Annotated in this window: 24 protein-coding genes; 4 read left to right on the top strand and 20 right to left on the bottom strand. The window is 54.4% G+C overall.

Annotated features, from left to right (window positions below; translation table 11 throughout):
- Window positions 1-20: 20 nt before the first annotated feature.
- The 6 genes from ABID47_RS00820 to ABID47_RS00795 form a co-directional block, all read right to left on the bottom strand.
- Window positions 21-1,559 carry a right-handed parallel beta-helix repeat-containing protein gene (locus ABID47_RS00820; RefSeq protein WP_354494569.1) on the bottom strand — a complete coding sequence of 513 codons (1,539 nt, stop codon included), beginning with the start codon at window positions 1,557-1,559 and terminating at the stop codon, window positions 21-23.
- A gap of 140 nt (window positions 1,560-1,699) precedes the next feature.
- On the bottom strand, window positions 1,700-2,653 hold the full coding sequence (locus ABID47_RS00815) for a carbohydrate kinase family protein (RefSeq protein WP_354494567.1): 954 nt from the start codon (window positions 2,651-2,653) through the stop codon (window positions 1,700-1,702).
- Window positions 2,653-3,954 (bottom strand): alpha-galactosidase, encoded by a 1,302-nt coding sequence (gene melA, locus ABID47_RS00810; RefSeq protein WP_354494565.1) that lies wholly within the window; start codon window positions 3,952-3,954, stop codon window positions 2,653-2,655. Before melA ends, ABID47_RS00815 begins: the two co-directional genes overlap by 1 nt.
- A 32-nt stretch (window positions 3,955-3,986) precedes the next feature.
- The gene (locus ABID47_RS00805; RefSeq protein ID WP_200631319.1) at window positions 3,987-4,811 is read right to left on the bottom strand and encodes a carbohydrate ABC transporter permease; all 825 of its coding nucleotides are present in this window, start codon (window positions 4,809-4,811) and stop codon (window positions 3,987-3,989) included.
- A gap of 15 nt (window positions 4,812-4,826) precedes the next feature.
- Window positions 4,827-5,768: a carbohydrate ABC transporter permease gene (locus ABID47_RS00800; RefSeq protein ID WP_116229445.1), complete on the bottom strand. Its 942-nt coding sequence runs from the start codon at window positions 5,766-5,768 to the stop codon at window positions 4,827-4,829.
- A 16-nt stretch (window positions 5,769-5,784) separates the two neighbouring features.
- Window positions 5,785-6,921, bottom strand: a complete 1,137-nt coding sequence (locus ABID47_RS00795; RefSeq protein ID WP_354494562.1) for an ABC transporter substrate-binding protein — start codon at window positions 6,919-6,921, stop codon at window positions 5,785-5,787.
- 405 nt (window positions 6,922-7,326) lie between these two features.
- On the opposite strand from ABID47_RS00795, the gene ABID47_RS00790 reads away from it, so the two are divergent.
- Window positions 7,327-8,343: a LacI family DNA-binding transcriptional regulator gene (locus ABID47_RS00790; RefSeq protein ID WP_354494560.1), complete on the top strand. Its 1,017-nt coding sequence runs from the start codon at window positions 7,327-7,329 to the stop codon at window positions 8,341-8,343.
- A 331-nt stretch (window positions 8,344-8,674) separates the two neighbouring features.
- A complete protein-coding gene (locus ABID47_RS00785; RefSeq protein ID WP_116229443.1) occupies window positions 8,675-9,037 on the top strand; it encodes a winged helix-turn-helix transcriptional regulator in 363 nt (120 codons plus the stop codon).
- A gap of 53 nt (window positions 9,038-9,090) precedes the next feature.
- Here ABID47_RS00785 and ABID47_RS00780 read toward each other — a convergent pair whose 3' ends face one another.
- The 8 genes from ABID47_RS00780 to ABID47_RS00745 form a co-directional block, all read right to left on the bottom strand.
- A complete protein-coding gene (locus ABID47_RS00780; protein ID WP_354494557.1) occupies window positions 9,091-10,323 on the bottom strand; it encodes an MFS transporter in 1,233 nt (410 codons plus the stop codon).
- Between the two features lie 394 nt (window positions 10,324-10,717).
- Window positions 10,718-11,419, bottom strand: a complete 702-nt coding sequence (gene sigK / locus ABID47_RS00775; protein ID WP_076169711.1) for an RNA polymerase sporulation sigma factor SigK — start codon at window positions 11,417-11,419, stop codon at window positions 10,718-10,720.
- A gap of 136 nt (window positions 11,420-11,555) precedes the next feature.
- A complete protein-coding gene (locus ABID47_RS00770) occupies window positions 11,556-12,212 on the bottom strand; it encodes a nitrite reductase (RefSeq protein WP_354494555.1) in 657 nt (218 codons plus the stop codon).
- A gap of 62 nt (window positions 12,213-12,274) precedes the next feature.
- On the bottom strand, window positions 12,275-13,168 hold the full coding sequence (locus ABID47_RS00765) for a hypothetical protein (protein WP_354494553.1): 894 nt from the start codon (window positions 13,166-13,168) through the stop codon (window positions 12,275-12,277).
- Complete coding sequence (locus tag ABID47_RS00760; protein WP_354494551.1) at window positions 13,165-15,645, bottom strand: heavy metal translocating P-type ATPase; 2,481 nt, start codon at window positions 15,643-15,645, stop codon at window positions 13,165-13,167. Before ABID47_RS00760 ends, ABID47_RS00765 begins: the two co-directional genes overlap by 4 nt.
- Window positions 15,646-15,673: 28 nt before the next feature.
- Window positions 15,674-15,874: a cation transporter gene (locus ABID47_RS00755; RefSeq protein WP_145157913.1), complete on the bottom strand. Its 201-nt coding sequence runs from the start codon at window positions 15,872-15,874 to the stop codon at window positions 15,674-15,676.
- A 203-nt stretch (window positions 15,875-16,077) separates the two neighbouring features.
- On the bottom strand, window positions 16,078-16,395 hold the full coding sequence (locus tag ABID47_RS00750; protein WP_089550326.1) for a metal-sensitive transcriptional regulator: 318 nt from the start codon (window positions 16,393-16,395) through the stop codon (window positions 16,078-16,080).
- Between the two features lie 162 nt (window positions 16,396-16,557).
- The gene (locus ABID47_RS00745; protein WP_354494548.1) at window positions 16,558-17,631 is read right to left on the bottom strand and encodes a lactonase family protein; all 1,074 of its coding nucleotides are present in this window, start codon (window positions 17,629-17,631) and stop codon (window positions 16,558-16,560) included.
- A gap of 370 nt (window positions 17,632-18,001) precedes the next feature.
- On the opposite strand from ABID47_RS00745, the gene ABID47_RS00740 reads away from it, so the two are divergent.
- Window positions 18,002-18,751, top strand: coding sequence for an SDR family NAD(P)-dependent oxidoreductase (locus ABID47_RS00740; protein ID WP_354494546.1), 750 nt, complete (start codon window positions 18,002-18,004; stop codon window positions 18,749-18,751).
- 144 nt (window positions 18,752-18,895) lie between these two features.
- Window positions 18,896-19,306: a GNAT family N-acetyltransferase gene (locus ABID47_RS00735; protein WP_354494544.1), complete on the top strand. Its 411-nt coding sequence runs from the start codon at window positions 18,896-18,898 to the stop codon at window positions 19,304-19,306.
- Between the two features lie 37 nt (window positions 19,307-19,343).
- On the opposite strand, the gene ABID47_RS00730 is transcribed toward ABID47_RS00735, so the two are convergent.
- From ABID47_RS00730 to ABID47_RS00705, 6 genes are all read right to left on the bottom strand, one after another.
- The gene (locus ABID47_RS00730) at window positions 19,344-19,949 is read right to left on the bottom strand and encodes a pentapeptide repeat-containing protein (RefSeq protein WP_354494542.1); all 606 of its coding nucleotides are present in this window, start codon (window positions 19,947-19,949) and stop codon (window positions 19,344-19,346) included.
- Window positions 19,950-20,208: 259 nt separating this feature from the next.
- Entirely contained in the window at window positions 20,209-22,410 is a 2,202-nt protein-coding gene (locus ABID47_RS00725; RefSeq protein ID WP_354494540.1) for an alpha-L-rhamnosidase-related protein, read from the bottom strand.
- A 43-nt stretch (window positions 22,411-22,453) separates the two neighbouring features.
- Entirely contained in the window at window positions 22,454-23,293 is an 840-nt protein-coding gene (locus tag ABID47_RS00720) for a carbohydrate ABC transporter permease (RefSeq protein WP_076169701.1), read from the bottom strand.
- 15 nt (window positions 23,294-23,308) lie between these two features.
- On the bottom strand, window positions 23,309-24,205 hold the full coding sequence (locus ABID47_RS00715) for a carbohydrate ABC transporter permease (protein WP_354494538.1): 897 nt from the start codon (window positions 24,203-24,205) through the stop codon (window positions 23,309-23,311).
- Between the two features lie 120 nt (window positions 24,206-24,325).
- A complete protein-coding gene (locus ABID47_RS00710; RefSeq protein ID WP_354494536.1) occupies window positions 24,326-25,651 on the bottom strand; it encodes an ABC transporter substrate-binding protein in 1,326 nt (441 codons plus the stop codon).
- A 244-nt stretch (window positions 25,652-25,895) separates the two neighbouring features.
- Window positions 25,896-26,906 (bottom strand): LacI family DNA-binding transcriptional regulator, encoded by a 1,011-nt coding sequence (locus tag ABID47_RS00705; protein ID WP_152398507.1) that lies wholly within the window; start codon window positions 26,904-26,906, stop codon window positions 25,896-25,898.
- Window positions 26,907-26,986 lie beyond the last annotated feature (80 nt).

The following is a 26,986-nucleotide window of genomic DNA, read 5'->3' as shown; positions in this document are numbered from 1 at the left end:
GCGATGACGATGAACGAACGCTATTCGTCCGCGCCGATATTGACGCTTGCCCCTTGAATGCGGGGCTGCCCGTCGATATCGAGCGACCCGATATCCGAACCCGTCAAGCCCTTATCAATGGCGGGCGATCCCGCCTTCAGATGTAAATCGCCGGCAGCGGGGTTCACAAGGAGTGGATCGGCGAATACGGAATGGGCATCATTGCCCGTTCCATTTTTATAAGCGGCAAAGCCGGTGTATTCTTTGTTTTTCCAGGTCCAGCTGGCATCCGAGCTTCCGCCGGGAGCGAAGTACAGATTGTAATCCACGACGTTGCCGGAATTTTTCGTGTATTCATTATAAATGAGCACATCGGTAGAACTGGCCACAAAAATGTTGTTACGGATGACGTTGTTCTGGGTGTCATACTGCACGTAGAGCTGACCGCTGCCGTCGCCAATGGTGTCATTTTTGTACAGCGTATTGTTGACGATGTGGCAGCCTACCGTCGAGCCGCGATCTGTGTCGTATCCGCCCATGGCGATGCCCGTCAAACGGTTGTTGTAAATGAAGTTGCTGCGGATCGTAATGTTGCTGGTCGCCTTGCCGGCATGCTCGGAGGCGATTTCCACCCCGATATCGTTGTTATAGCTGTAGTTACGCTCGATAATGCTGTCCTTGCCTCCATCGACATAAATGCCGTCCGCCGAATTGCTGTTGTTTGGAAGCTTTTTGCCGTAGGAAGGATTGTTATTGGAGGTGATATTGTACACTTTATTGCCGCTGATGATTCCGTTTCGTGCCTGGTCGTAGGCGGAGTTCGGCGACTTCCCTTCGAATCCGATCACGTCGATACCGATGTTGTCGTTGTCGTGAATGATATTGTTCGTCACGGCAAAAGTATCCACATTTCCGTTAAGAACGAGCGTTTCGCTGGACCCCAGCACCAGATTGTACAGCTCATTGCCGTCGATTGTCACGTCATGAATGGATTCCGGCGCCTTGGTTCCGTACACGGCGATGCCGTGCGCATCCCGGCCCAGCAGGTCGATGCCGGCAGGAGTCGACGTGTTTTTGATATCATGGATCTTGTTTTTGGACAAGGTAATGTTGCCGCCTGCGCCGTGAACATAAATCCCGACGGGCATGACGTTGCTGGCAGTCGTCGTATAATTGCGAATTTCGAAACCTTGAATGGTCACATAGTTGACGTCGGCAAGGTCAACGATGCCTTCCGTTCCGCTTACGGGAAGTCCCGTACCGTCAATAACCGGCGTCTCGCCGCTGTAATTGGCAAAGGTGATCGGCCCTTGGTCCGCGGAACCGGACTTGGTGATCTTCAGCTTTTGGTTATACACCCCGCCCCGGACATAGACCGTGCTTCCTGGCCCGGCTGTGTCCGCCGCATGCTGCAGCGTTTTCCACGGTGCGGCGCTCGTACCCGCATTCGAATCGCTTCCGTTAACAGCAACGTAGTACTCGGCGCCCGAAGCCTCAACGGTCTGTGACGCCGTATACCCGATTCCAAGCCCTAATACAGCCAGACTGATACCTGCAATCAGTGTTTTACCGAATTTCACGAAATATCAACTCCCACGATTAAAGTTTGAACTGAACTGAAATGAAAAGGATCCGATTTAGACTTGCTATATAATGTGTCGATCACCCCCTTTGCCCGGACTCTCATGAACCTTTGCCTGAGCTTCCACCGCCGAGGCGCTTACTGGAACGGCCGCCTTCCCTGCAGTGCCGATACCGCCGCTGCCGTCGGCAAATGGCCGGTTCCCCCCACACCCAGCGTGGATAACGCGCCGCAGGCGTTGGCGTACTCAAGCAGCTCTCTGCCGGTCAAGCCTTGGAGGAAACCGCAAATCAAGCCGGCATTGAAACAATCCCCAGCTCCTGTCGTGTCTACGGGGGTAACCGGATAAGGGGGCGCCGACACGACAGAACCATCAGGAGACCGGAGCGATGCACCCTTTGAGCCTTGTTTGACGGCGATCAGACCGGGAACGGCCGCCAATTGGCCGAATACCGTTTCTACGCTGTCCTGCTCAAAAATATGCAGCGCCTCCTCCTCGCTGGGGATAAACAAATCGGTAACGGCCAGCAGCGCGCGGATCCCGGCAGCATCCCACCGGCCACGGATGTCCCATCCGGTATCAAAAGATGTGCTGACCCCTAAGTCCTGCGCCTTCCCGAACAGCTCCTTCCAATGCGGCCGCATGCCGTCCTGCAAATAGTAGGAGCCAAAATGCAAATGATCCGCCTCCTGAATCAAAGCATCGGGAATATGACCAGGCGTCAACAGCGGAATACTTCCCGGGTACGTGATCAAACCGCGGTCGGAAGGCGTCGTAAACGAGAGGGTAACCCCCGTTGTGACCTCCGGCAGCACCGCTACATGATCGGTGTTCACCCCCAGCCGCTGCAGCTCGCCCAGGCAGAAGCGGCCGAAGTCATCCGCCCCCACCACGCTGACGAACCGCACGTCCAGGCCGAGGCTGGACAGCGCGCTCGCGGTAATCGCCGAAGAGGAGCCGAGAACGACGTCAAAACCGTCGACGATTTTCTCCCGGTTCCATTCCGGGATCACGTCCGTTCCTGAAACAATGATATCCACGTTCAGCTCACCGGCTACAACGACAATCGGTTTATTCTTGTCCGCTCTCATCATTTCAGCACCGGTATGAAGTCGCGCTCCGCTTCATACAGCTCCTCGAACATGTCGCTGATCTCATCCAGCGAGCAGACGGCGGCGGACAGCGGATCGACCATCAGGGCATGGCGGGCCATTTCCTTGTCGTTATTCAGCACAGCGCCGACGGCCAGGTCAAAGAACGCCATGTTGGACCGGCACAGCGCGGCCAGATGCTCAGGCAGGCTGCCGAAACGGCATGGATTGACGCCATTGCGGTCGACCATGCAGGCTACTTCGACGATCCCGTCCCCGGGAAGATTGTGAATCAGCCCTTCGTTCGGCACGTTTCCGTAAATCACCTTCGGTTCATTTTTCAGCATCGCTTCAATAATGATAGCCGCGTATTCATTGCTTGGCGCAAGCTCGATCGGGAGGGAGCCTTCCAGCTGCTTGACGATTTTTTCGTCGTTTTCCTTGCGCCAGATCGGCCAGTTATCCGCATAGTAGCCTGTCGCGCCATTATACCCGGTGCTGCAGTGCTTGTCGATTAAGGACTGCCGTTTGCGGTAGTACGGAATGTACTCCGAGAAGTGCCCGCTGGACTCCGAGACAAAAGCGCCCAGGTACTTCATGGCGTCAAAGCGCACAGGGTCCTTTTTCAGCAGGTCGGGATTCTGGATCTTTTCCCGAAGCACAGGATACAGATCTTTTCCCTCGTGGGTCAGCTCCACAAACCAGGACATATGGTTGATTCCTCCGGCCCGCCACTGCATATCTTCGTAAGGTACGCCAGCGTATTTGGCTAACTGCCGGGATGTATTCTGGATGGAATGGCACAGGCCGACGACCGGAATGGAGCTCACCCGCGACGTCAGCAGGGTCACCGCCGACATCGGATTCGTATAGTTCAGAATAGTCGAATCCGGGCACAAATCCTCCACATCGCGGATGATGTCCATCCAGCTCGGAAGCGTGCGCAGCGTTTTAAACAGTCCGCCCGGCCCCAGCGTATCGCCGATGCATTGATTGACCCCGTATTTCAGAGGAATCTCATACTCATAGCGGACCGTTTGCAGCCCGCCCACTTCGATTTGGTTGATGACGAACTGCGAGCCCCCGATGACCTCCCTGCGATCGGTCGAAGCGATAACGTTCCAGCGCTTGCCGGACAGCTCAATGATTTTCTCGACCAGCTTGCGGGCGATCTCCAGCCGCTCCGCGTCGATATCCACCAAAGCGATCGTCCCGCCCTCAATGCCTTCAATCAGTAAAATGTCTGTGGCGATGTCCTGCGTAAAGGCGCTTCCTGCGCCGATAATCGATATTTTAGTCATGCAGTTTCTCCTCCTCATGGTCTCTTCTCTTTTTATTTCATGCCTGTCATTGTAAGTCCTTTTATAAACTGCTTCTGGAAAATCAGGAACACCGCAATCACCGGCAGGGTGATGAGCACAGCCGCCGACATGACGACGTTATAGTTGACCATATGGGTTCCGTTAAAATAAACAAGGGCGAGCGGCACGGTCATTTTGCTCTCGTCGTTCAAAATAATGAGCGGCCATAAATAGTTGTTCCAGGCATTCATGAACGTAAAAATACCAAGCGCCGACAGCATCGGCAGAATCAGAGGCGCAATGATCCGGACCATCAGCCGCAGCTCGCCCGCCCCGTCGATCCTTGCGGCATCGAGCAGATCCTGGGGAATGTCCTCGATGAACTGCTTCGCCAGAAACACTCCATAGGAGCTGACCAGATTGGGCAGGATAATCGCCAGCAAATGATTGACCAGCCCCAGTTTGGCCGTAATCAAATACGTCGGAATCATGACCACCTGAAACGGAATCATCATCGTTGCCAAGATCAGGATGAACAGCAGCTTCTGTCCCTTGAATTGATGCTTGGCGAAAATATACCCTGCCAGGGCGCTCGTAAATAACGTCGCGGCCGTAATGACAACCGACGTCATCGCGCTGTTCAAAAACCACCTTCCGAACGGCGCGTCCTCAAGGACGGTCCGGTACCCCTCCAGACTGGGATGCTGCGGCAGAAGCGCATGCGAGCCGGACACGATTTCCATGTTGCTTTTTAAAGAAGACAAAACCATCCACAAATACGGCAGCAGCATCAGGCATCCGGCTGCGATCAGCACGAGCATGACGATGCCGTCAAACCATCTATTCCTGCGGTGCATCGAAAGTCCCCCTTGTCAGTACTCCCACTCGGTGCGCCCCCACTTCAGCTGCAGCAGGGTCACCACTAAAATAATGATCAGAAACACAGTGGCCATTGCGGACGCATATCCCATGTTGGAATTGGAGAATGCCTGCTCGTATATATGGAGGGCCAGCACCCGGGTCTCGTTAAACGGCTCCCCCTTGGTCATGATCTGGAACTGGGCGAAAGCCTGAAAATAGGAGACGACCGTCGTCACCGAAACAAACAGCATCGTGCGCCGGAGCAGCGGCAGCGTCACATGCCAGAACGAATGCCAGCGACTCGCCCCGTCCAGAATGGCCGCTTCATAATACATATCCGGAATGGAATCCAGACCGGCGATAAAGAGCACGATGTTATACCCGATATCGGCCCACAGCGTCATCAGAATTACCGAGTACAGCGCATAATGAGGATCGCTCAGCCACTGCACGGGAGCCATGTGGAGCTGGGTCAGCACGATATTAAACAGACCGTGATTGTAATTGAACATCGTGCTCCATACGATTGCCGTTCCCGCCAGCGGCGCGATCGTCGGCAGAAAAAAGACGGTGCGCATCAGGTTCCGCAGCCAGCCCGTACGGATCCGCTGGATCGCGACGGCAAACATCAAGGTGATAAGGATATTGACCGCAACGGCAATGACGACGAACTTAAAGGTGACCCACAGCGACTTGATAAAAATGGAATCGCCCAGCATGCGGATATAATTGTCCGCCCCGACGAACAGCGCGCTTGCGCTGAGCGGATTATACTTAAATACCGATAGTCCCAAACTCCATCCAATAGGAATGAAAGCGAATACACCAAATAGCAGCAGGATCGGCGCCAGCGATAAATAGATGAACCAGCGGCCCCTTCCTTTCTCCCCTCTGCGGTTCGGGATACCGGGGACGATCCCTGGACTGCTGCTTGCTGCAGCATCATGCTTCATGCGAACACCACTCCGATCATTTATGTTGATCCTGACTGTCGTTGATGGTTTTTTCGATCTGCTGCAGACCGCTTTCCACCGATTCCTGGCCGGTCGCCATCAATTGGAAATGATCATTGATCGTTTTAAAGAAAAAGTCCCGGTCGGCAATGGGCCCGATCCACTGACCCAGCTCCAAAATATCCAGCGATGTTTTCATATAAGGATTCGCTTTGACGTAATCGGGATTTTGCGCCACCGCTTTTTTGGCCGGAACCGTAAACGTGCCCTGGTTCCACTCGAGCAGATTATCGTCGGATGACATGAATTTGATAAAATCGACGGCCGCTTCCTGATGCTTGCCCTTCTGGGACGCTACAAGGCCCCAGCCAGATTCGGCCGCATAAGAAGGTGGATTCGTCGTAAAGGAAGGAACGGGCACATACTCAAAGTCTTTCACCTTGTATGTATTCAGCCCTGCAGCAATCGTCCATGGGCCCCGGTAGGTCATCGCCGAGCTGCCTTGAAAGAAATAGTCTGAGGTGTCAAGTTCACCGCCAAACGTGGTGAGGTCCGCCACTTTATCGGTAGCGATCAAAGAGGTTAAGGCGGTCATCGCCTTTTGTGCTTCAGGGGTTTGAAAGTTCACATGGTCGTTATCGCCCCAATACTTGCCGTTTTGCTGCAGAATCAAGGAGAGGAACGTGAAAGTAATATTGTCGCTGGAGACGAAATCGAATCCCTTAACTTTGATGCCGTTCGCGTCCCGCACCGTCAGCTTCTTGGCGTCTTCGACCAGTTCGTCCCATGTGGCCGGAGGGGCCGCGATGCCCTGATCCTTCAGCATTTGCGGGTGAATCAGCATTCCGCCGTTCTCGATGTTAAATTCGAGCGGCAGTCCATACAGCTTGTCGTTCAACGTGTACCCTCCGAGCGGGGCTTCGTAATACTCCTGCCGCAGCTGCTCGGCCCCCGGGATCTCCACAAGCGCCCCGTTTTTCGAATATTCCGGTACCCAGGTGCCGAACATTTCTGCGATATCGGGCGGATTTTTGGCGGAGAAGGATGCCTTGAGCTTCTGATTGTACACGTCGTAAGGGAAAGTCTGGTAGGCGATCTCAATGTCGGGATGCAGGGATTGATATTTGGCGATCAGCGCTTTATAAGCGTTCATAATGGCATCTTCCTGATGACTCCAAAACACAAGTTTGGTTTTGCCTGTTGAACCGGCAGAGGTGGCGGAAGCATCAGAGCCGTCATTCTTTGCGCAACCAATCAGCAAAAATAACATGCAAATTAGAGCAAAAACAGAGAAACTTTTGAAATATCGCAATGACATAACCCCTTTCCCTTTACTTTTTTGCTTATATCACCTCAATCTCATGAAAATCATACCTCTGATGAAAAAGTTAGTCAATCAATTTTTGCAATTATTTTGCAACAATTTTATTATAATTTGCAAAACATTATCATCGTTTTTCAGTTGACCTGTGATTTTATTTTACTTAACATATAGAGTAAGCAATCCAAAAGACAGGTTTTGCAGAATCCTCATCTGACATTAAAGGCAGGTCATGACATGCCCACATTAAAAGATATTGCCGAACGCGTCGGCGTCTCCATATCAACCGTTTCCCGCGTACTGGCCGACGATTCGAACCGCTCCTCAAGCAGCGGGACCAAGAGGAAGATCTGGGACGCGGCGCAGGAGCTCGGATACATGGCGAAGGTGCCGCCCCAGGACCAAGCCGCAGTCAAAAAAATCGGATGCGTCGTGTCCACCATGCAGGGACGGCGCTACCACCCCTATTTTTCGGTTATTTTTGAGGGAATTGAGAAGGAACTGGCTCGTCACGGATACCAGATCGCTTTTACCTACACGCAAGAAGATTTGCAAAAAAATGAAATTTTGCAGCAAATCTCCGGCAAAGATTCAATCGACGGTTTAATCGTGATCGAGGGCATTGAGCCCAAATTATACAGCTATCTCAAAAAACACGTTCCGCATGTCGTCGGAATCGACGTTTCCGACCCGAGCATCCCGACCATTTCGTACGACCGCGTCGAAGCGGCGTCGATTGCCGTCAAGCATTTGACCGGACAGGGCCACCGCGAGATTATGTTTATCGGAGGTACGGGCTTGTCCGGCCAGTTCGACCGGGAGAAAAGGTACCGGGGGTACAAGCAGGCTCTGGAGCAGGCCGGCTTGCCGGTTCAGCCGGAGTATGTGCTGAATGCCGAATGGGAGCCCGACCGGGCCTACCGCCTTATGCTGACCTTTTTGGAGGAGCATCAGGGTAAGCTCCCGACGGCGGTCTTCGCGGCCAGTGACATCATGGCGATGGCCGCCATGCGGGCCATTTCCGAGAAAGGCTACCGCATGCCCCAGGACTTCGCCGTCGTCGGCTTCGACGACAACGAACCGTCACGCTATACCGTTCCTCCGCTCTCCACCATTCATATTCCGACGTTTGAGATCGGCGTCATGGCCGCGCGAACGATTCTGCAGATCACCGGGGATCCCTTCCCGCTGCCGGTCGAAATCGTGCTGCCGTATGAACCGATTTTCCGCCAATCCAGCATCTGGCAGGTGTAGTCGCTGCGCAAAAGGCCCCTCTTTCCGTTCTGAAGAAATGAACTTCAGGCGGTAAGAGAGGCCTTTTTTCGGGTGCGGGGCTTCCTGGGCAATTTAAAAAATCCCAAGTCAACTGATCCTTGTTCGCTGCACAAAATCACTCGGCGAAAACTTCCAATGTTTTTTTGCCATACCTTTTGACGACCACCTTCATTAATTTATGTACTAGTCGATCCAGAAGTTCTTGACAAGGGGCATGGTTCAACATAATATATGGAATGACTGATCTATAATTTGACTGAACTGGAAAACCGATGGTTTTTCTATTCTTCTGTAGAGGATGTGTCGACAGATGATAACCTTTAGAGACAAAACATATCGCTGTACCTCGGAAATTATACTAAGCTTAGTTAGCGGTAAATGGAAGATATCCATATTAAACGAATTAGCTAATGGCCCGGTACGGTTTAATCAGCTGCAGCGGCTGCTTCCCGAAGCGACCCAACGCATGCTTACGATGCAGCTGCGGATGCTGGAAAACGACGGACTCATTATTCGCAAGGTTTACCCGGTTTCGCCACCAAAAGTGGAATACGGCTTGTCCGAGCTGGGTGAACAATTTGCTCCCATGCTCACGATGTTGTGCGATTTTGGCACTACCTATATCGAAAGTTATCCCGATGAAGTATCCTACACCAGCCAAAAGCATGCCTAAACAGCCGCTTCGAATGTGAAAACAGAGGTACCCTGGGCGGGTACCTCTTCATCTTATAATACCTGATCACGGACTTCCTTCGTATTGGTGCGCAGCCCATGCTTCTCTCTAGATACGCTGCGTGTTCCACGATCTAAACGATAGGTGATCCAAGCCAGCACGGCTGCTAAAACAGCTATCATTCCCCCGGACCAGGAAAGATCAATGAGCTCCATATTCTTCGTGACGAAACCTCCCAAAGCGGATCCCATCGCGATCCCGACATTGATGGATACGGAAGTTAAGGAGGAAGCCAAGTCTTTGGCCTCAGGAACGTGCCGATCGGCCCAATTCATGAAATACAGCTGCATCGTCGAGTTCATAAGGTATACTGCGAGGGCGATCAATGAGATGCTGACGAGCCCCCCGGCAAGCGAGCCGGAAGATACATAAAGCGATGCGAGAATGACAGCCTGGGCCAGGAAAATATAGCGAATTTTTCCCATCCCGCCACCGACAGCCAGCTTCCCCCCGATTAAAGTGCTAAAGATGGACACGATACCATACAGCAAAAAGACTAGGCTAATATACCGTGCCGGCACAAAAAGCACATCCTCGAGCATAGGGGCTAAATACGTATAGACGCTATACGTTGCCGCAATGCTAAATGCAGGAATAAAGAAAGCAAGCACAATTCTGGGATAGGTAAATAATCGAAGTTGGTTTTTGAGTGAACTCCGCGCCCCCTTCAGTCCCGTGGGTATCGTTGCAAAGCTTGCTATCAGTGAAACAATCCCCAATAGCGTCGTAAACCAGTAAGACATGTGCCACCCGCCCCATTGCCCGATGAAAGTGCCAAGGGGGACGCCAAGAACGCTGGCCACGGTGAAGCCCGTAAAGATGATCGAGATCACAGGCCCTCTTTTTTCCGGTGGCAGCGCTTCACTGGCCACAGCCATCGCAAGTGCAATCAGGACGCCAGTAACCACGGCGGTAATCACTCTGGAAAACAGAAGCAAACCATAGGAGCCGGATATCGCCGTGATCATATTCCCGATAATAAATACGCCGATCAAAGCAAGGATGAGCGGGCGCTTGGAGAATCGGCTGAATAACGCCGTGAAGATCGGGGTACCGATGGCAAAAGACAGGGCAAAGGCCGACACCAAGGAGCCTGCGATCGATATGGCGATCTTCATGTCCGAGGCCACTTCGGTTAACAATCCGACCATCACAAATTCACTGGTTCCCAGGACAAAAGTCAATAAAAATAAATTCAAAGTCAGAAGCTTATGTTGTCTAGTCAATATAAATCCCCTCCTACTCCTATCTCTATGGACAGTGACGTTCTTATCTTTCAAAGTAAGCTAATATTTCTGCATACCTTTGCACCTCACCTGTGATTTAAACGACCGTACCGCTCGGCGAAATCTGGATCGATCGTTCTATATGTAAGATTATCAAGTTCCACTACGCCTGAATAGTACGCACTTTTTTGTATGGTCCGATCATTTTTGTAAGGTAGGATACTTTTTGATACTGGATTATGGGAGTCATCAAAGACCATCGGCGAGAAAAAGAAAAAGGCCCGTGACGTTAAACGCCACGAGCCTTCGGACTTTCAATCATTACTTTATCTACTCAAACTCACTGCTTCCCATGTCAATTAGACAAAAGCATCGGTGTTTCCTGCGCTGCAAGCTATTGCTTGGATTTATAAAATTCATGGTACAGCTTCATCAGGGCACGCTTCTCAATCCGCGACACGTAGCTGCGGCTGATACCCAGCTCCCTGGCGATTTCGCGCTGTGTCCGCTCTTCTCCGCCGTGCTCCAGGCCGAAGCGGCCTTTGATGACCTCCTGCTCGCGCTCATCGAGAATGTCCAGGTTCCGGTAGATTTTGCTCTTCTCGATCTTGAGCTGGACCATGTCGGCCACGTCGTCCGCCTCACTGCCCAAAATATCAATCAACGTGATTTCATTTCCCTCTTTATCGGTTCCGATCGGATCGTGCAGGGAAACGTCCTTCCTCGTTTTCTTCAAGGAACGCAAATGCATCAGTATTTCATTTTCGATGCAGCGGGCTGCGAACGTGGCCAGCTTCGTGCCTTTATTTGCCTGAAAGCTCTCAATAGCTTTGATGAGCCCGATGGTACCGATCGAGATCAGATCCTCCAGATCCTCGCCGGTATTATCGAATTTTTTCACAATGTGCGCCACCAGCCGCAGATTATGCTCGATCAGCATATTGCGGGCGTGGGCGTCTCCTTCCGCCATCAATTGAAGGTACTTACTTTCCTCTTTCTCTGTCAGCGGCTGCGGAAAGGCGTTGTTTTTGACGTACGATACCAGCAGTGTTAATTCTTTAATGAAAAGGGCGATAAAGCTGAAAAGTCCGGGCAAAGATGACACCTCCTGCTGAATGACTGGGCACCGCGAAAACATGGCTGCTGCTTCCTGCTGTTAGGCTGCGGTCTGTTCATTCTATGTGGGCGAAGGCCCATCTGTGCCTGTACGTAGAAAAGAAAATCCTGCCGCTTTAGGCCTGCCTTGCTTGCGAGAATGTTTCCCCGGCGGCGCCCTCTGCGGCTTCACGCAGCTTCTCGAAGGTAAACCGCTGGACAAAGCGGCGGTAGGACTCCTTCCTTTTTCCATGCTCCTGAAACTGGGCAATGAGCCGGGTGACGGCCGGGATCAGCTGTTCCGCCTGAAGCCCCGTCAAGAGCAGCTTGGCCAATTCGGCCTTGATCCCTTTCGGCTCACCTCCGACATAGAGATCGTAGCTGTCTTTCATCTTGACGACGGCGATATCCTTCAGCAGCGGTTCGCTGGTTCCGAGTGCGCAGCCGGCGTACCCGATCCTCAGCGGACTCGGTACCGCTATGCCCGCGATCGCCAGATCCAGAGCCCTCGCCACTTCCAAACCGGCCTCTTCTGCTCCGCGGCAAAATTGGCAGGCGATCAGGCTCTTGGTCACAAAACCCGCCGGGTGAATTTGAAGCCCGGCGGCCCTGAGTTCCTCCTGAACCTCACTCAGACGTTCTTCTTCTGCCGTCACGTACAGCTGTTTGAAGCCGGTCATTTCCACGTCGACGACTCTGTCGGCAATGCCGCCGATCGCTGCTAGCTGTTTCGGGGAGAACACGGTTCCCCCGACCCCGAAGCCGGGGGTAACCGCAAATTTGCGCTGACCCAACCTTCCTCACTCCTTATCGCTTCGATGAATATACCTGGTACCTGGTGACAGCCCGCAGCAGATTACGGCACGTTCACGACGAAGGGAACGGTAATAACGCGTCCGTCGCGCTGGAACTGCCCCCATATTTTATAGATGCCGGCGTGCGGGAAGGTCGTCATAAACTCGGCCTTTGGCCCGGAGCCTTTCTCATCCATCGGATGGACGTGCAGATACTGCTCCGCATCTTCAGACAGGATGACCACGTGTCCGACGGCGCCCAGGTACGGCTGCAGGTCGGTGACCGGTGCGCCGGTCCCGGCATCCTCGATCGTATACGTGAGCATCAGCTCCTTCCCTGCCGCAAGTCGGTCAAAATCCAGGGTCACCCGCAGTCCGTCCACCGTTTTGACCCGCTCCCCGTCCGGCTTCACGGGAGCAGCCGGCAGCGGTGCACCCTTGACCTGCAGCCACGCCGATTTATTCATCGCGCCTCCGCCTTCCGGAACAAAGTCGGCGATCAGCTTGTAATCTCCGCCTGCAGGGAAGCGGTTGTTCACTTCAAACACGCCGCCTCCCCGGTACTCGGGATGAATATGGTGAAAGTATGACAGATCTTTGCTGACGATAATGAGATGCTCTTTTTGTTCATGCGTCGTTTCGAAGGATTCAATCGCCTTGCCGTCATGCGTAAATGCCATGGTGATCTTCGTATCCACGCCGGCTTCCGGCGCTTGGCCATCTGCGTACGTCCAGCTGACGTTCACGTCCTTTTCCTGAAGCCCTCCTGTTTGGCCGCCGCCGTGGTTATGCGTACTACCTTCTGCGCCGTTCGTCTTTGCCGGCCCATGGGCCGAGTGATGATCATGCGACATGTTCATTTGTTCTCCATCTCCTTTTATGGCTTTTGTTTCGGAATCGCAGGCGGTCAGCACCGCGAGTCCGAGCAGTGCGGCGAGTCCCAATGAACGTTTCATACGGCCCGCTCTCCTTTCAGGTTCGTCTGCAGTTTCATCCGCTGCAGTCTAAGTGCGTTCAAGACGACCGAGACTGAGCTCAGAGCCATCGCCGCACCTGCAATCCAGGGAGCGAGCAGTCCGAGGGCCGCGACCGGAATACCCAGCGTGTTGTAGCCGAGCGCCCAGAACAGGTTTTGGCGGATGTTGCGCATCGTTTTCCGGCTCATTTCGATGGAATCGGCAATGCTGTTCAAATCACCGCGCATCAGCGTCACGTCCGCCGCTTCCATGGCGACGTCCGTCCCTGTTCCGATAGCCATGCCGATGTCGGCTTGCGCCAAGGCCGGTGCATCGTTGATGCCGTCGCCGACCATCGCCACTTTTTTGCCAAGCGACTGCAGCCTTTTAACTTCAGCGGCTTTCCCTTCCGGCAGAACCTCCGCAAGCACCTCGTCAATGCCCGCCTGCCGGGCGATCGCTTGGGCGGTGCGTTCATTGTCCCCGGTGATCATGACCACTTGAATGCCTAAGCCCTTCAACCGGCCCACCGCCGCCTTGGAGCTTTCCTTGATCGTATCCGCAACGGCGATCAGTCCGGCGTACCGGCCGTCTACTGCGATGAGCATCGCCGTTTTGCCCTCTTCCTCCAGCTTCGTCATGCTGCTCTCGGCATCCCGGGCAAGGATGCCATGCTTCTCCATCAGCTTGCGGGTTCCGGCGAGCACCTCACGGCCGTCCACGACGGCCCGGATGCCGTAACCCGGGATCGCCTCGAATTCCCCGGCTTCGGTAAGCGCAATGCCGCGGGCCTTGATGCCGTCTACGATGGCCTCAGCAAGCGGATGCTCCGAAGGCTTCTCCGCCGAGCCAGCCAACCGCAGAAACTCTCGCTCATCAATCGATGCGGTCAGCACATCGGTCAGCTCCGGCTTCCCTTTCGTGACCGTGCCCGTTTTGTCCAGGATGACCGTATTGATGTGGTGCGTCGACTCCAGATACTCCCCGCCCTTAAACAGGACGCCCAGCTCGGCGGCGCGGCCCGACCCGGCCATGATCGACGTCGGTGTCGCGAGTCCGAGGGCACACGGGCAGGCGATAACCAGAACCGCAATCGCCTTCTCCAACGCACTGGCAAAGTCGTACGGGGCAACCCAGAAGTACCAGACGACGAACGTCAGAAGGGCAATGCCGACCACGATCGGGACGAAGATACCGGAGATGACGTCGGCCACCCGCTGGATCGGCGCCTTCGAGCCCTGCGCTTCCTCCACCACTTTGATAATTTGCGCGAGGGCCGTGTCCCGGCCGACCTTCGTCGCCTGAATTTTCAGCCGCCCATTTTTGTTCACGGTCGCTCCGAATACGGAATCCCCGGCCTTTTTCTCAACCGGTATGCTCTCGCCGGTCAGCATCGATTCGTTGACAGCCGACGCCCCTTCGAGCACGAGTCCGTCCACCGGGATTTTTTCGCCCGGCTTCACAAGGACGATGTCCCCGGCCAGAACCTCTTCGACCGGAATGGTAAGCTCTTCGCCGTTTCTGATGACGACGGCGTTCTTCGCCTGCAACCCCATCAGCGTTTTGATCGCTTCGGACGTCCGTCCTTTCGCAAGCAGCTCGAACAGCTTACCCATAATGACCAGCGTGATCAGCACGGCGCTTGTTTCATAATACATTTCCGGACCGTGATGAAGGCTTCCGCCTCCGGCAGCCCACTCGATGGTTAGATATAGGCTGTAAAAGTAAGCGGCCGATGTGCCCAGGCTGACCAGAACGTCCATATTGGCGCTTTTGTTGCGTAGGGCGTTGAACGCCCCTTTATAAAACTGCCTTCCGATATAAAACTGCACCGGGGTGGCGAGTGCGAGCTGGAACCACGGATTCATGAACAGCTCCGGCATCCAGATCCAGGACAGGAAGGAGAAGTGGCTGACCATGGACCACAGCAGCGGCAGAGACAGGAGAGCGGAGATCAGCAGCTTGCGCTTCTGCTGCGTGATTACCCGGCTGCGCTGCTCCGCCGGATCGGCGGTCTGTTCCCGCTTGGGAGTCGCCTTGTACCCCAGCTTGTCGATCCGCTTCTCCATGTCGCCCGCATTGACTTCCAGCGGGTTAAATTCCACTCTGGCCGTCTCCATCGCAAAATTGACGTTGGCGCTCTTTACCCCAGGCATCTTGTTAAGCGTTTTTTCAATTTTGACCGCACAGGCCGCGCAGTACATCCCGGTAATATCCAGATCGACCACTTCTTTGGCCGTATCGTACCCCAGCTTCTTGACGGCTTCCTCCATATGATCCGTGCTGGTCCGTTCCGGATCATACGTAACCGTGGCGCGTTCCATCGCAAAATTCACATTGGCCTCAGACACGCCATCCAGCTTTTTCAGCCCCTTCTCAATCCGGTTGGCACATGCGGCACAAGTCATGCCTGTGATCTGCAAAGACGCTTGCTCCTGCTGCTTCAGCTGCTCCTGCTCCCTACCGTAAGTTTCCATTGCAACGACACCCCGTTTCATTTATTCGTTAGGCGACCTCATAGCCTTGATCTTCAATGGCTTCCTTAATGGATTGAAGCGACAGCTTTCCGCTGTCATACGCGACCGTGACGGTCCCGTCGGCCAAGTTGACCTTGCCATCCGCACCCAGCGCCTTCATCGCGCCTTCGATGGAATTGACGCAGTGCATGCAGGACATGCCGTTAACCTGTAGTGTAACTTGGTTCATATATCATCTCTCCTCGGATCGTTTTAGTTGGAAGATGGTATTGGCATGAGCCCGAATCATTGATCACCATCTCCTTGTCATGAAGTATACCCCCCTACCCTATAATAAGTCAACCATTATTTTACTATACCCCCCTAATCTATATTTTTGCCTACAAAAAAAAGGATTCTTTCGAATCCTTAGGTCATCCGAGCCGTATCCGATTATTTCATCAATTTATTAATCGTTATGAGCAGCTCGTCTATTACTTCATTCTCCCCGTCCTGAATGCGTTCGATCAGGCAGCTCTTCATGTGATGCTCGAGCAGAAGCTTGCTGACCCCGTTCAAAGCGGATTGGACCGACGAAATCTGGTTCAGCACGTCGTCGCAGTACGTATCCTTTTCGATTAAGCCTTTAATGCCTCGGATCTGCCCCTCGATCCGGTTCAAGCGGCTGATCAGGTTGTTTTTCGTTTTGGGGGAATGGTGGCTCTTCCGTTCGCCTGTTCCGCAAGACTCGTGCTTGACGGATTCTTCCATGGTCTCTTCCACACGCATCCATCCTTTCTTACTGGCTATCTCTATTGTACCATCCGTTTCCCCGATTGATGAGTCCGGATCGTGCATCCGGTGCCTGGATTCGTAAAGATCCTTGATCAGCCGGGCATCGAAAGCCGGCCGGACCATCAGGGGAATATGGTTTTAGAAGCGGACAGCCCACACGCAAACCGGTTTGGACACTTCCACCGAATGGCCTGTATACGTTAATTTGCCGGTCTCCTGGTCTACGGTGAAGAGCGTCAGATTATTCGTATCCCGGTTAGCCGCGATCACATGCTTACCGCCGGGAACGATGGAAAAATGGCGCGGGTGCTGGCCTTCCGTCGACACGTGCTGCACCGTTGTCAGCTTGCCGGATTCCGGATCGACCGCATAGACGACAATGCTGTCATGACCGCGGTTCGAGCCGTACAGGAACCGGCCGTCGGCAGAAATCGTAATTTCCGCGCAGCCGTTAGCCCCCGTCCACTCAGCAGGCAGCGTCGGCACGGTTTCCAGCGTCTCGAGCGTTCCGTGTTCCGCATCGTAGTGAAAGGCCGTAACCGTCGAATTCAATTCATTGATGACATACGCGAATTTTCCGTTCGGATGGAAAGTCAGATGGCGCGGGCCGGCGCCTTTCTCCACCCGGGCGTCGCTCACGGGCACAAGCTTGCCTTCGGCTTCGTCGATCCGGTATGTACGGATGAGATCCAGACCAAGGTCGCACGCGAGCAAAAAGCGCTGATCCGGGCTGTAGAACGAGGAATGCAGATGCGGAGCCACTCCGCTGTAGTCGCCTTGTCCGACGTGCTGCTGGATGTCCAGCACGCTTCCTACCTTGCCGCCGGCGGCAAGCTCCACCAGGCTGATCGTGCCTTTATGATAGCTGGTCAGCGTCAAATATTTGTTGCTTGCGCTCCGCTGAATGTGGCATGCCGGACCGTTCAGTGCGTACGCCCGGCTGGCTTCGGTCAGCTTGCCTGTTACCGGATCGATCGTATAAGCTGCGGCGTCGCTCGTCTTCGTTCCGTCTTCGGCTGCCGTTTCACTGATCGCGTACAGCAGGTTTCCCGCCTGATCCACGTTCAGAAACGTCGGATTTTTGTTGCCGTCCACCTTGTCGAGCAGCGTCAGCTCGCCTTTCCCTTCATTCAATTCGTATACGTAGATTCCGTCGGATGCCGCTTCGGCATATGAACCGACGAACACCAGCATGCGATCGTTTGCTGTCATGATCATTTCGCCTCTCTCTTTGTGTTTGTATAAATGATTGTATCATTGTTAGTGGAATACGGCAAAAGGGGCTCAGCCTTCTTTTTCACCCATCCATAAGGGAAACGGACGGATCATCGGGTCCATGGTGTAATTATCCTCGGGAAGGAACATAGTAATACGGTCGGTGTTATTGGCGGATGCGTGTAGCGGCGATTGCTGCATCACTGGCGGATCTGTTCAAACGTCATACAGTCATTATGGTACGGGCGACATCATCCTTAAACATAAGGAAAATCAGGGATTCCAGCCGGACGTAAAAATCATTTCGCCACTTCAGATAGAACGATCGAACGCAAACAAATCCAACATCAGGAGGCTGATCAAACCTATGAAATTAGCGGATCATACGATTCTCGTCAATGGGGGCGCGGCGGGCATCGGCAGGGGGGTCGTTATGGCTCTCGCCAAAGAGGGCGCCAAGGTCGCCTTTTTCGACAGCAGCGAAGAAAAGGGACGCATCACGGAGAAGGAGGTTAGCGAAAGGGCGGAATGCATGTTTGTGAAAGTCAACCTGCTCGATAAAGATGAGGTCGCTCAAGGCTTCAAGCAGGTTATCGGAAGGTTCAAAACGCTCCACGGATTGGTGAACTGCGCACAGGCTTCAAGGAACGTGCCCTTTCTGGATACGACTGAAGAAGAGCTCAGACTGGCGCTGCATACAGGTTTTCTGCCTGCTTTTCATCTGATGAAATGGAGCTACCCCTATTTAAAAGAAACGCAGGGCTCAATCGTGAACTTTGCGTCCGGAGCGGCGCTCGAAGGCATGCCCACGCAAACCTCCTATGCAGCCGCCAAGGAAGCCCTGCGCGGCATTTCCCGCGTGGCGGCCAAGGAATGGGGGCCGGATCAGATCAATGTCAACATCGTCTGCCCGATCGCAGCCTCCGATGGCGTGCTGGAATGGAAAGAGAAGATGCCCGAAGCTTACGAGAAAATGGTCAACAACATCCCTTTGCGGCGGCTTGGCGACTGCGAGCATGACGTCGGCCGGGTCGTCTGCTTCCTGCTAAGCAGGGACGCCAAATTTATGACCGGGCAAACCATCATGGTTGACGGAGGCACCATGATGCTGCGGTAGTGTTCAAGCTCGAGGGCAGCAGCATCCCGGTACGGCGCTTGGAGGCTGCAAGCACGGCGTTGTTAAGCAGGTCGCCTGCTTGCCCGTTGAGCCGTGACGCCTTCCATAGCTTCAGATATACTTGGGAGCAAAGGAGTGAAGATAATGAATTCACACATTCAGCTAGGACACGATGTCCCGGAAGCAGAGGAGTACAACATGCTGCGGGTAAAGGCCGGCCTCAGTCCCAAGGACATCGAAGCCTCCCGCAGGGGACTTCAGGGCTCCCTCTTCATCGTGACCCTCCGCCTGGAAGGGAAACTGATCGGCATGGGCCGAGTCATCGGGGATGGCGGCTGCATGTACCACGTCGTGGACATCGCCGTTGATCCCGATCATCAAGGCCAGGGCCTGGGCAAGCGGATCATGGCCGAAATCACCGGCTACCTGGACCATAACGCTCCGTCCACCGCCTATGTCAGCCTGATCGCCGATGTGCCGGCCGACCGGCTGTACCGGCAGTTCGGCTTCGAGGAAACGGCGCCGGCATCGGTCGGCATGTACAGGCGGTTCTAGGGCGGAGCGGCCATCGGCGGCAGTCCCGGCCATGGTCTTAGTCCACCTTGGCGCCGTAGGCCCGGGCTACGCCGACCGCCTGCTCCAGGTCGATCCGCACTCCGGTGAGGTCGATCGACCGGAAATCAAAGCGGTCCAGCTTCGCGCCCCGGAGATCCGCACCGTTCAATGCGGCCTTTGCCAGCCGGACGCCGCTCAAATCCGCCTCGCGGAGATCCGCTTTTTGCAGATTGCATTCGGACAAGTCCGCCTCTACAAAGCGGATGCCCCGCAGCTGCTGCTTGACGAGATTGGCGTGCCGCAGGTTCGTGTACGACCAGTCCCCGCCCTGGATTGTGATGCCGTCCAGCGATGCGCCGGAGAAGTCGCTGCCCGTCATTTTGCAATCCTCAAACTTGCTTACGAACAAATTGGCTCCCGCAAAGCGGCAGTTTGTAAACGCCGACCGGGCATGGACAGAAGCGTTCAGCGTCGCTCCCCCAAAGTTGCATTCGATAAACCGGCAGCCGGTCGTCCAGACCTCATCCAGCGCGGCTCCGCGAAAACTGCACTGATGGAAGGTGCATCCTTTCAGCTCCCCTTCCTTCAGATCGGTTTGCCCAAAGTCCACCTTTACGTATTCCTCATCTATGTACTGATACATCCGCTCATCCCCCACGTTTTATTCGATAACCCTTAAGTTTGTTTAGACGGTTTATGTTCTATCCTATCAAACATATGTTCCTTTCTCAATTGTTGTGAAGCCTTATGGTGCACCATTCCGATGCCCTCCCCTGAAAAAAAACAAAAACAGAAGGCCCCGGTCATATCCCGGGTCTTCTGTTCTTTTCCCCTACGCAACCATTGCTGGGAATGGTCTGCTTCTAATCCTCTGTACAGCGCTCTGAGGTGCTGCCGCCTACTTACAGCGTCACCCGGATATGCGGCTCATCACGGATCACCGTCTGGCCGGCCCATTCGAGGATGACTTTCAGGCCGCCGGGATTCGCGATGTCGGCATGCAGCCGGCCCGCCTCGGAGCGGAGCTCCAGGTCGATCACTGCCTGGCCGATATGCAGCTGCTGAAGCGTCATCTTTTTTCCGTCCCAGACAGACGGAATGAGCGGCGCAATATGCACGGTGTTCAGATGCGCATGCGGCTTGACGCCGAAGAAGTGGCGGATCAGCGGAACGGCCATCGCATACAGCGTCCATGCCTGGACTGCGCAGCCGTAATCCGGCGACATCTCGTTCATCGAGCCCGGGAGCGCCATCGAGAACGTTCGCATCATCCGCCGGAGCAGATCAAGCGACTCATCGGCAAAGCCGTATACCGCCTCTGCCACGGCGTGCACGCCCGTAGATATCGTCATCGTTTCGGTCCGGTATACCCCCGAGAGGTATGTGCCGTACGGACCGATGAATTCCTCCGTTCTCATGTTGCCGAGAGCCCGGACCGCCTTCTCCCGCTCCGCGATCCCGGTTTCCATCGGGGTCACGATCACCCAGTTTTTGTTCAGCAGCCAGCCGCGGTCTTCCTGCTCATCCTGCACCCGGTTCAGCACCCGGTTCAGAACGTCCCGGTAACCCTGGACACCGTGCTTCTCCGCAACGGACACCAGATGGTCGACCTTCGGCATAATGTCGCTCTTCGGAGCGACCGCATCGGCGTATAGGCCGTCCTCCTCGGACCAGTATACCCGGTTGATGGCTTTCTTCATCCGGTCCGCCAGCGCTTCGTACGCCTCCGCCCGCTGCCTTTCGCCCAGCGCCACGCTCATGCTGGCGAGAGCTCCGGCCGCCTGAGCCGAATACACCGCGGTATCGATCAATTCCATATTCAGGCCGGAAATTTCAATGATTCCGTAGCCGGATGGGAATAGATCGCCGTCCGGGTCCATTTCATGCAGCAGCCAATCCATGCCCTGCACGCAAATGTTGTAGTTCTCTCTGAGCATCTCCAGGTCACCGGTCCAGGTGAACAGATCCCAGATCATCGTGATGAAGTGGGCGGTTTCCTGCGTATTCCCCGGGTTGGCAACCACGCCCATCGTCGTAATTTCGTGAACGATGCGTCCGTTACCGTTGGCTTCCTGCGAAATGCTGCGGAGGATATCTACCGTATCCTTGGCGAGCCGAAAATCCCCCACAGCGGCAAGTCCCTGCACCGTGTAGGAGTTGTCGCAGCCGAACCACCACGGATAATGCGGGGAGCCCGCGGTCAGGCCGCGCCCGATAAAATCGACCTTTTGCACGAGCCACTGCGTATTCCATTTGGTCCAGGAGAAGATTTCATTCAGCTCGTCTTCCCCCTCGATGCTCAGCTTGGACTTCTGATCGATGCTCTCCAGCAGGCGCAGCTTTTGTTCAAACAGCCGTTCATGCTCCTGCTTGAGACGGTCGAACGTGGCGATGCATTCGTCCCTGGATGTGTAAGAGCCTGCGATAAAGGCGTGAAAAGCAAAGGTTTCGCCTGGCGCCAGCTTCAGAGAAGCGGTGAGCGAAGCCCCGGAACCGCCGCCTGTGGTCCGCTCCGGGCCGAACAGGGAACGGTCTGTGGTCATCTGGACCGGTCCTATGCCGGGCATTTCAGCTCCCACCATCACGTACCATTCGCTGCCGCTGTCTTTGGCGATCAAGGCCGACTCCGACACTGCTTCAAACCGGTCCTCCTCCCCGTCCTCGATACCGATTTGCTCCGAATACCACACCGGGCGAAGATCGGAGCGAAAGAGCATTTCCAGCTCCAGCACCGTTTCCTCTGCCGCATAGTTCACGATTTCGTACCGGACGACCATGCCCTTTTCTTCTTCAGGCGCGAACTGGACGCGCTTCATCGATACCGGGATATGACCCAGGCCATGATCGTAGCGGAATTCCGCGCCCCAAGGATGATTGATGAACTCGTCCGCCTTGGACCAGACGGAAATGTTCCGGCGGTGATCGGTCAGCCGGAGCCAGAAGCCGTCCAGCAGCTTGATAGGATGAAGCCATACTCCTCCCATTTCACCGGCAACGTGATGTCCAAAGTCCGGGAAATAGCCGTCCTGTGTACCAACCGCCTTGATATATTCACCCGCCGTCAAATAAATCGGGAATGGATGCCTGCTGCTTTGCATTATCATTCGGAATCTCCTCTTCTTCTTGGGTATTGGTCTTTCGCGAAGGCTAGCCCTTCATCGCAGACGAGAGGGAAATCCCCTCGATGAAATACTTCTGCAGGAAGAAAAACACGATGATCGCCGGCAGCATGATCAGCACGGTAGCGGCCATCAGCATGTTCCATTCGACGTTATAAAGCCCCTTGAACATGGACAGCCCCAGGGCCAGCGTATATTTTTCGTTCGAATTTAAATAAATCAGCGGACCCTGGAAATCGTTCCACACGCCCATAAAGGTAAAAATCGATACCGCGATGAGCGGCGGTTTGCTCAGCGGAAGCATGATCCGCGTAAAAATGCTCCACCGGTTAGCCCCGTCCATATACGCGGCTTCATCGAGGTCCCGGGGGATCCCCCGCATAAACTGCCGGATCAAAAAGATGTTGAAGGCGCCCCCGCCAAAAAAGGACGGAACGATCAGCGGCAGGAACGTATCGACCCAGCCCGCCTCCTTGAACATGATGAACATCGGAATCATCGTCACCTGGCCCGGAAGCATCATCGTCGCCAGCAGCACGAGAAACAGCCAGCGCTTGCCCTTGAATTTGAACCGGGCGAAGCCGTATGCGCACAGGGCCGAGGTGAACACCGTTCCGATCATGACCGGAATCAGGATCAGCACCGTGTTTTTCAGGAACAGAAAAAACGGCACCGCGGTCACTGCGTCCCGGTAGTTCCCCCATTTCCACGTTTTGGGGAAGAACGAATCCTGAAAGACCTCGGCCGGCGTTTTCAGCGAGGTGGATACGGTCCAGAGCAGTGGCACCAGTACGATCGCAGCGCCCGCAGTCAGCAGCAGCAGCGTCAGGATCCGGGACAAACTCCATTTTCGAATTGCCGTATGCATACGCGATCCCTCCTTTTAATCCCGGTCGTCATCGCCGTTGTAGTACACCCACATGGAGGAGCTGCGGATGACAATCAGCGTGAAGAACAGGATGATCGCAAATAAAATCCAGGATAAAGCTGAAGCATAGCCCATTTCGTAGTTCACGAACGCCTTGTTATATAAATACAGGTTGTAGAACAGCGTTGAGTTGAGCGGGCCTCCATTTGTCATAACAAAGGCCTGGGTGAAGTACTGAAAGCCCCCGATGATCCCCATGATCAAATTGAAAAAAATCGTCGGGGAAATCATCGGCATCGTCACGCTGAAAAAGCGGCGGATGCTTCCCGCACCGTCCAATTGCGCCGCCTCATGCAGCTCCTCGGGAACGCCCTGCAGCCCGGACAGGTAAATAATGATCGTGTTGCCGACGCCCCAGATGCCCATGACGATCAGCGCCCCAAGCGCATAGCTCGGATCCTGCAGCCAGGCCGGTCCCTGAATGCCGAACCATCCCAGCGCCCGGTTCAATATGCCGTATTCCGGATTGAAAATCATGATCCACATCATCGACACGGCGACGGCCGGAATGACCGACGGCATGAAATAGATCAGGCGGAACAGCTTCATGCCCCGGGTCCGCATGTTCAGCAGCAGCGCGATGAGAAGAGAGAAAATCTGATATAAAGGGACGGAGACGAGGGCAAAGATGAAGGTGACTTTCAGCGACTGGTAGAACAGTTCATCGTGAAAAATCGCCTTGAAGTTGTCCAGGCCGACGAATTCGATCGATCCGATGCCCGTAATGATGTCCCATTTGCTGAAGGACAGGACAAACGAGAAAAGCATCGGACCCAGCGTAAACAGCAGCAGGCCCAGAAACCAAGGAAGAATAAACAGGTATCCCGCCCTTTCCGATCGTGAATTCCGCATAAAGTAACCTCCTTGATGGTACGGATGGCCGCCCGGCTGATTTAGCACGGGCTGTTGCATCCGGATGTTCGACGAAGGAGGAAGCCATGAATCGGGGACTCATGGCTTCCAGTGTCATCCTTACTTCGCGATCTTGCTGTCCACATTTTTGGCCGCCTCATCCAGGGCGTCCTTCACCGTGGATTTATTCAGCAGCACCTTTTCAACCGCCTTATTGAATTCCTCCGTAAAGGTCGGCGCATTCGCTGAACGCATGGAAATCGGCTTTTTGGCATAATCCATCATTTCGATGACCGGTTTGTCGACCACTTCCGTGCTCTTGACCTGATCCAGCTCCGCAACGGTAGCTGGAAGCACCTGGCCCTTTTCGGAGCGGGCCTTTTGCGCCTCGGTGCCGGACAGCCATTTCATCAGCTCATACGCTTCCTTCTTGTGCTTGCCGTTTGCGTTCATCGCCCAGCCGGCGGCGGCAATAATGCTTGCGCGTTCTCCGTTTGCCCCTTTCGGGATCAATGCCGAACCGTACTGCACGTCGGATTTGTCGAGATCGCCCTTGACCCAACGTCCGGTAATCATCATGGCCAGCTTGTCGGTCATGAACATAGACGAGTCCCCACCCAGCGTCTCGGTGTCCTGCGGCGTCGGGGATACGCGGTCGTCACCCTGTGCCAGCGCCACGTATTTTTCCATGGCTGCCACCGTCTTCTCGCTGTTCATGAAACCTTCCGCTTTCGTGCCGTCTTCATTGCCGATGTCGGTTCCGTTCAGCCACAGGTATATGTAAATCGGATATTCCCACTTGGTTGCGTTAAAGCCAAATTCCTTGATTTTGCCGCTGCCGTCCTTCTGGGTCAGCTTCTTGGCCGCGCTGATCATGTCGTCCCAGGTCCAGTCGTCGGTCGGATAAGGGATCTTGGCGGCGTCGAACATGCGCTTGTTGTACCATAAAGCGAGCGGATTGAAGTCTTTCGGAAGGTAGTACAGCTTACCGCCGATCTTGCCCATGTTCAGCAGATCCTGCTGGAACATATCCGTCTTGAAGGAGCTGTCCTGGCTGATGTACTCATCCAGAGGCTCCACCACGCCCTTGTCGACGTATTTGAAATAATCCCCTTCCCCGATCAAAAAGACGTCCGGTGCCTGCCCCGCCGCCAGCGAAGTCGTCAGCTTCGTGGCATAGCCGTCTCCCGGAACTGGTTCAAACGTAACCTTGATGCCCGGGTGGGATGCATTGAACTCGTCGGCCAGCTTTTTCTCTACCGAATCGGCCGACAGCTCTCCCCAGGTCGTAAATTTAAGCTCAACCACCTTGCCGGACCCGCCGCCATCAGAGGAACCGCTCCCCTGGTCGCTGTCGTTCCCCTTGGAACCCGAGCCGGATGAGCAGGCGCTCAGGATGACGCTGAACAGCAGAACAAACGCTACACTTGCAGACCATTTTTTCATTGGATAGACCTCCCTTTTTTTTCGCTGGAAACGATGAAAGCCATGCAACCCAATCACCTAAAAAATGAGTACTGATGCGGTCCCAAATCGATTTCGGAACCTTGAAAAAAATATTCACCCTCCCTGCAGGTTGGCCTGTCGGCTCCTTGTTGGCATGAAGGTGAAATGCATTGGTACCCTTGAACCGAAATCGATTTCGATCCCCGTAAAAAAATATGAAAATTTGAAAGCGCTTCCGTGCAAATTATAGCATCGACGTCGTTTCCCTGTCAACCACCTGAAATGGAATTTTCAAATGTTTTCCGGTGCCGTTGTGCTCCAGCAGATGAATGACCTGCTCGAATGCCGTCATAGCCATCCGCTTAAAATCCTGCCTTACCGTTGTCAGCTTAGGGGACGTGTAGCTGGACAGCACGATATCGTCAAACCCGATCACGGACAGCTGCTCCGGTATGCGGACGTTCAGCTCACGGCAGCGGTTCATGAAGCCGATCGCCATCAGATCGCTTGCGAAGAAAACGGCCGTCACGTCCGGGTGATCCTGCAAATAGGACTCTGCCGAACCATAGGCATACTCCTCCGTATAATCGCCGTTAACGACCAGCGCTGGATCGAATTCGATGCCGTTTGCTTTCAATGCCTGTCGGTAACCCTTCAAACGCTCGTTGCTGACCACGGCAAAATTATGCCCGTTGACCATGCCGATCCGGCGGTGTCCGAGATCGACCAGATGCTGGATGGCCGCCTGGGCCGCCCCGACGTTATCCGTCATCACCGAGCTGGTGTGGCTTCCCGTAATGTCGGCGTCGATCACGACGCACGGAAAATTACTGTCCACGATTTCCTGAAAATACGGATCGGTCGTCTTAAGTCCCGTTATGACCGCGCCCGATACCTTGTGCTCCTTGCAGAACTGCCAATAGGACTTGTCCTGCTGCTCCGACAGGTTCCGTGTGTACAGCAGCACCTCGTAATTGTAATGCGACGCCGCCTCGAAAATCCCTGTCATCATCTGAAACAGCACGCCGTCCTTGCCGCTCGAACCCTCAAAATTGGAGAAGATCAGCGCGATCGATTTCGTGACTTTTTGCTTCAAATTTTTGGCCAGCATGTTGGGGGAGTAGTTCAGCTCCTCGACCGCCTTCAGCACCTTTTTCCGCGTCTCCTCGCTCACGTCCGAATACCCGTTCAGCGCCTTGGAGACGACCGTCGTCGATACGTTGGCATGCTTGGCCACATCCTTGATCGTTGCCATGTTTCTCTCACCTCCCGTCCCGGCTTAATATTTTCATATTAAAGCATAGAGCCGGGATCATGTCAAAATCCGGCAATTCG

Origin of the sequence: Paenibacillus favisporus, assembly GCF_040545415.1 — a bacterium.
GTDB lineage: Bacteria > Bacillota > Bacilli > Paenibacillales > Paenibacillaceae > Paenibacillus_AQ > Paenibacillus_AQ favisporus.
The sequence above is the reverse complement of the archived record's forward strand: the minus strand, read 5'-3'. Positions and strand labels throughout refer to the sequence as shown.

Coding starts and splice junctions, on each gene's coding strand:
- ABID47_RS00790 (WP_354494560.1), top strand. CDS start 7,327: ATGCCCACATTAAAAGATATTGCCGAACGCGTCGGCGTCTCCATATCA.
- ABID47_RS00715 (WP_354494538.1), bottom strand. CDS start 24,205: ATGCGGAATTCACGATCGGAAAGGGCGGGATACCTGTTTATTCTTCCT.
- ABID47_RS00755 (WP_145157913.1), bottom strand. CDS start 15,874: ATGAACCAAGTTACACTACAGGTTAACGGCATGTCCTGCATGCACTGC.
- ABID47_RS00720 (WP_076169701.1), bottom strand. CDS start 23,293: ATGCATACGGCAATTCGAAAATGGAGTTTGTCCCGGATCCTGACGCTG.
- ABID47_RS00805 (WP_200631319.1), bottom strand. CDS start 4,811: ATGCACCGCAGGAATAGATGGTTTGACGGCATCGTCATGCTCGTGCTG.
- ABID47_RS00710 (WP_354494536.1), bottom strand. CDS start 25,651: ATGAAAAAATGGTCTGCAAGTGTAGCGTTTGTTCTGCTGTTCAGCGTC.
- melA (WP_354494565.1), bottom strand. CDS start 3,954: ATGACTAAAATATCGATTATCGGCGCAGGAAGCGCCTTTACGCAGGAC.
- ABID47_RS00730 (WP_354494542.1), bottom strand. CDS start 19,949: ATGTATCAGTACATAGATGAGGAATACGTAAAGGTGGACTTTGGGCAA.
- ABID47_RS00745 (WP_354494548.1), bottom strand. CDS start 17,631: ATGACAGCAAACGATCGCATGCTGGTGTTCGTCGGTTCATATGCCGAA.
- ABID47_RS00815 (WP_354494567.1), bottom strand. CDS start 2,653: ATGAGAGCGGACAAGAATAAACCGATTGTCGTTGTAGCCGGTGAGCTG.
- ABID47_RS00735 (WP_354494544.1), top strand. CDS start 18,896: ATGAATTCACACATTCAGCTAGGACACGATGTCCCGGAAGCAGAGGAG.
- ABID47_RS00760 (WP_354494551.1), bottom strand. CDS start 15,645: ATGGAAACTTACGGTAGGGAGCAGGAGCAGCTGAAGCAGCAGGAGCAA.
- ABID47_RS00725 (WP_354494540.1), bottom strand. CDS start 22,410: ATGATAATGCAAAGCAGCAGGCATCCATTCCCGATTTATTTGACGGCG.
- ABID47_RS00740 (WP_354494546.1), top strand. CDS start 18,002: ATGAAATTAGCGGATCATACGATTCTCGTCAATGGGGGCGCGGCGGGC.
- ABID47_RS00795 (WP_354494562.1), bottom strand. CDS start 6,921: ATGAACGCTTATAAAGCGCTGATCGCCAAATATCAATCCCTGCATCCC.
- ABID47_RS00800 (WP_116229445.1), bottom strand. CDS start 5,768: ATGAAGCATGATGCTGCAGCAAGCAGCAGTCCAGGGATCGTCCCCGGT.
- ABID47_RS00765 (WP_354494553.1), bottom strand. CDS start 13,168: ATGAAACGTTCATTGGGACTCGCCGCACTGCTCGGACTCGCGGTGCTG.
- ABID47_RS00750 (WP_089550326.1), bottom strand. CDS start 16,395: ATGGAAGAATCCGTCAAGCACGAGTCTTGCGGAACAGGCGAACGGAAG.
- ABID47_RS00705 (WP_152398507.1), bottom strand. CDS start 26,906: ATGGCAACGATCAAGGATGTGGCCAAGCATGCCAACGTATCGACGACG.
- ABID47_RS00785 (WP_116229443.1), top strand. CDS start 8,675: ATGATAACCTTTAGAGACAAAACATATCGCTGTACCTCGGAAATTATA.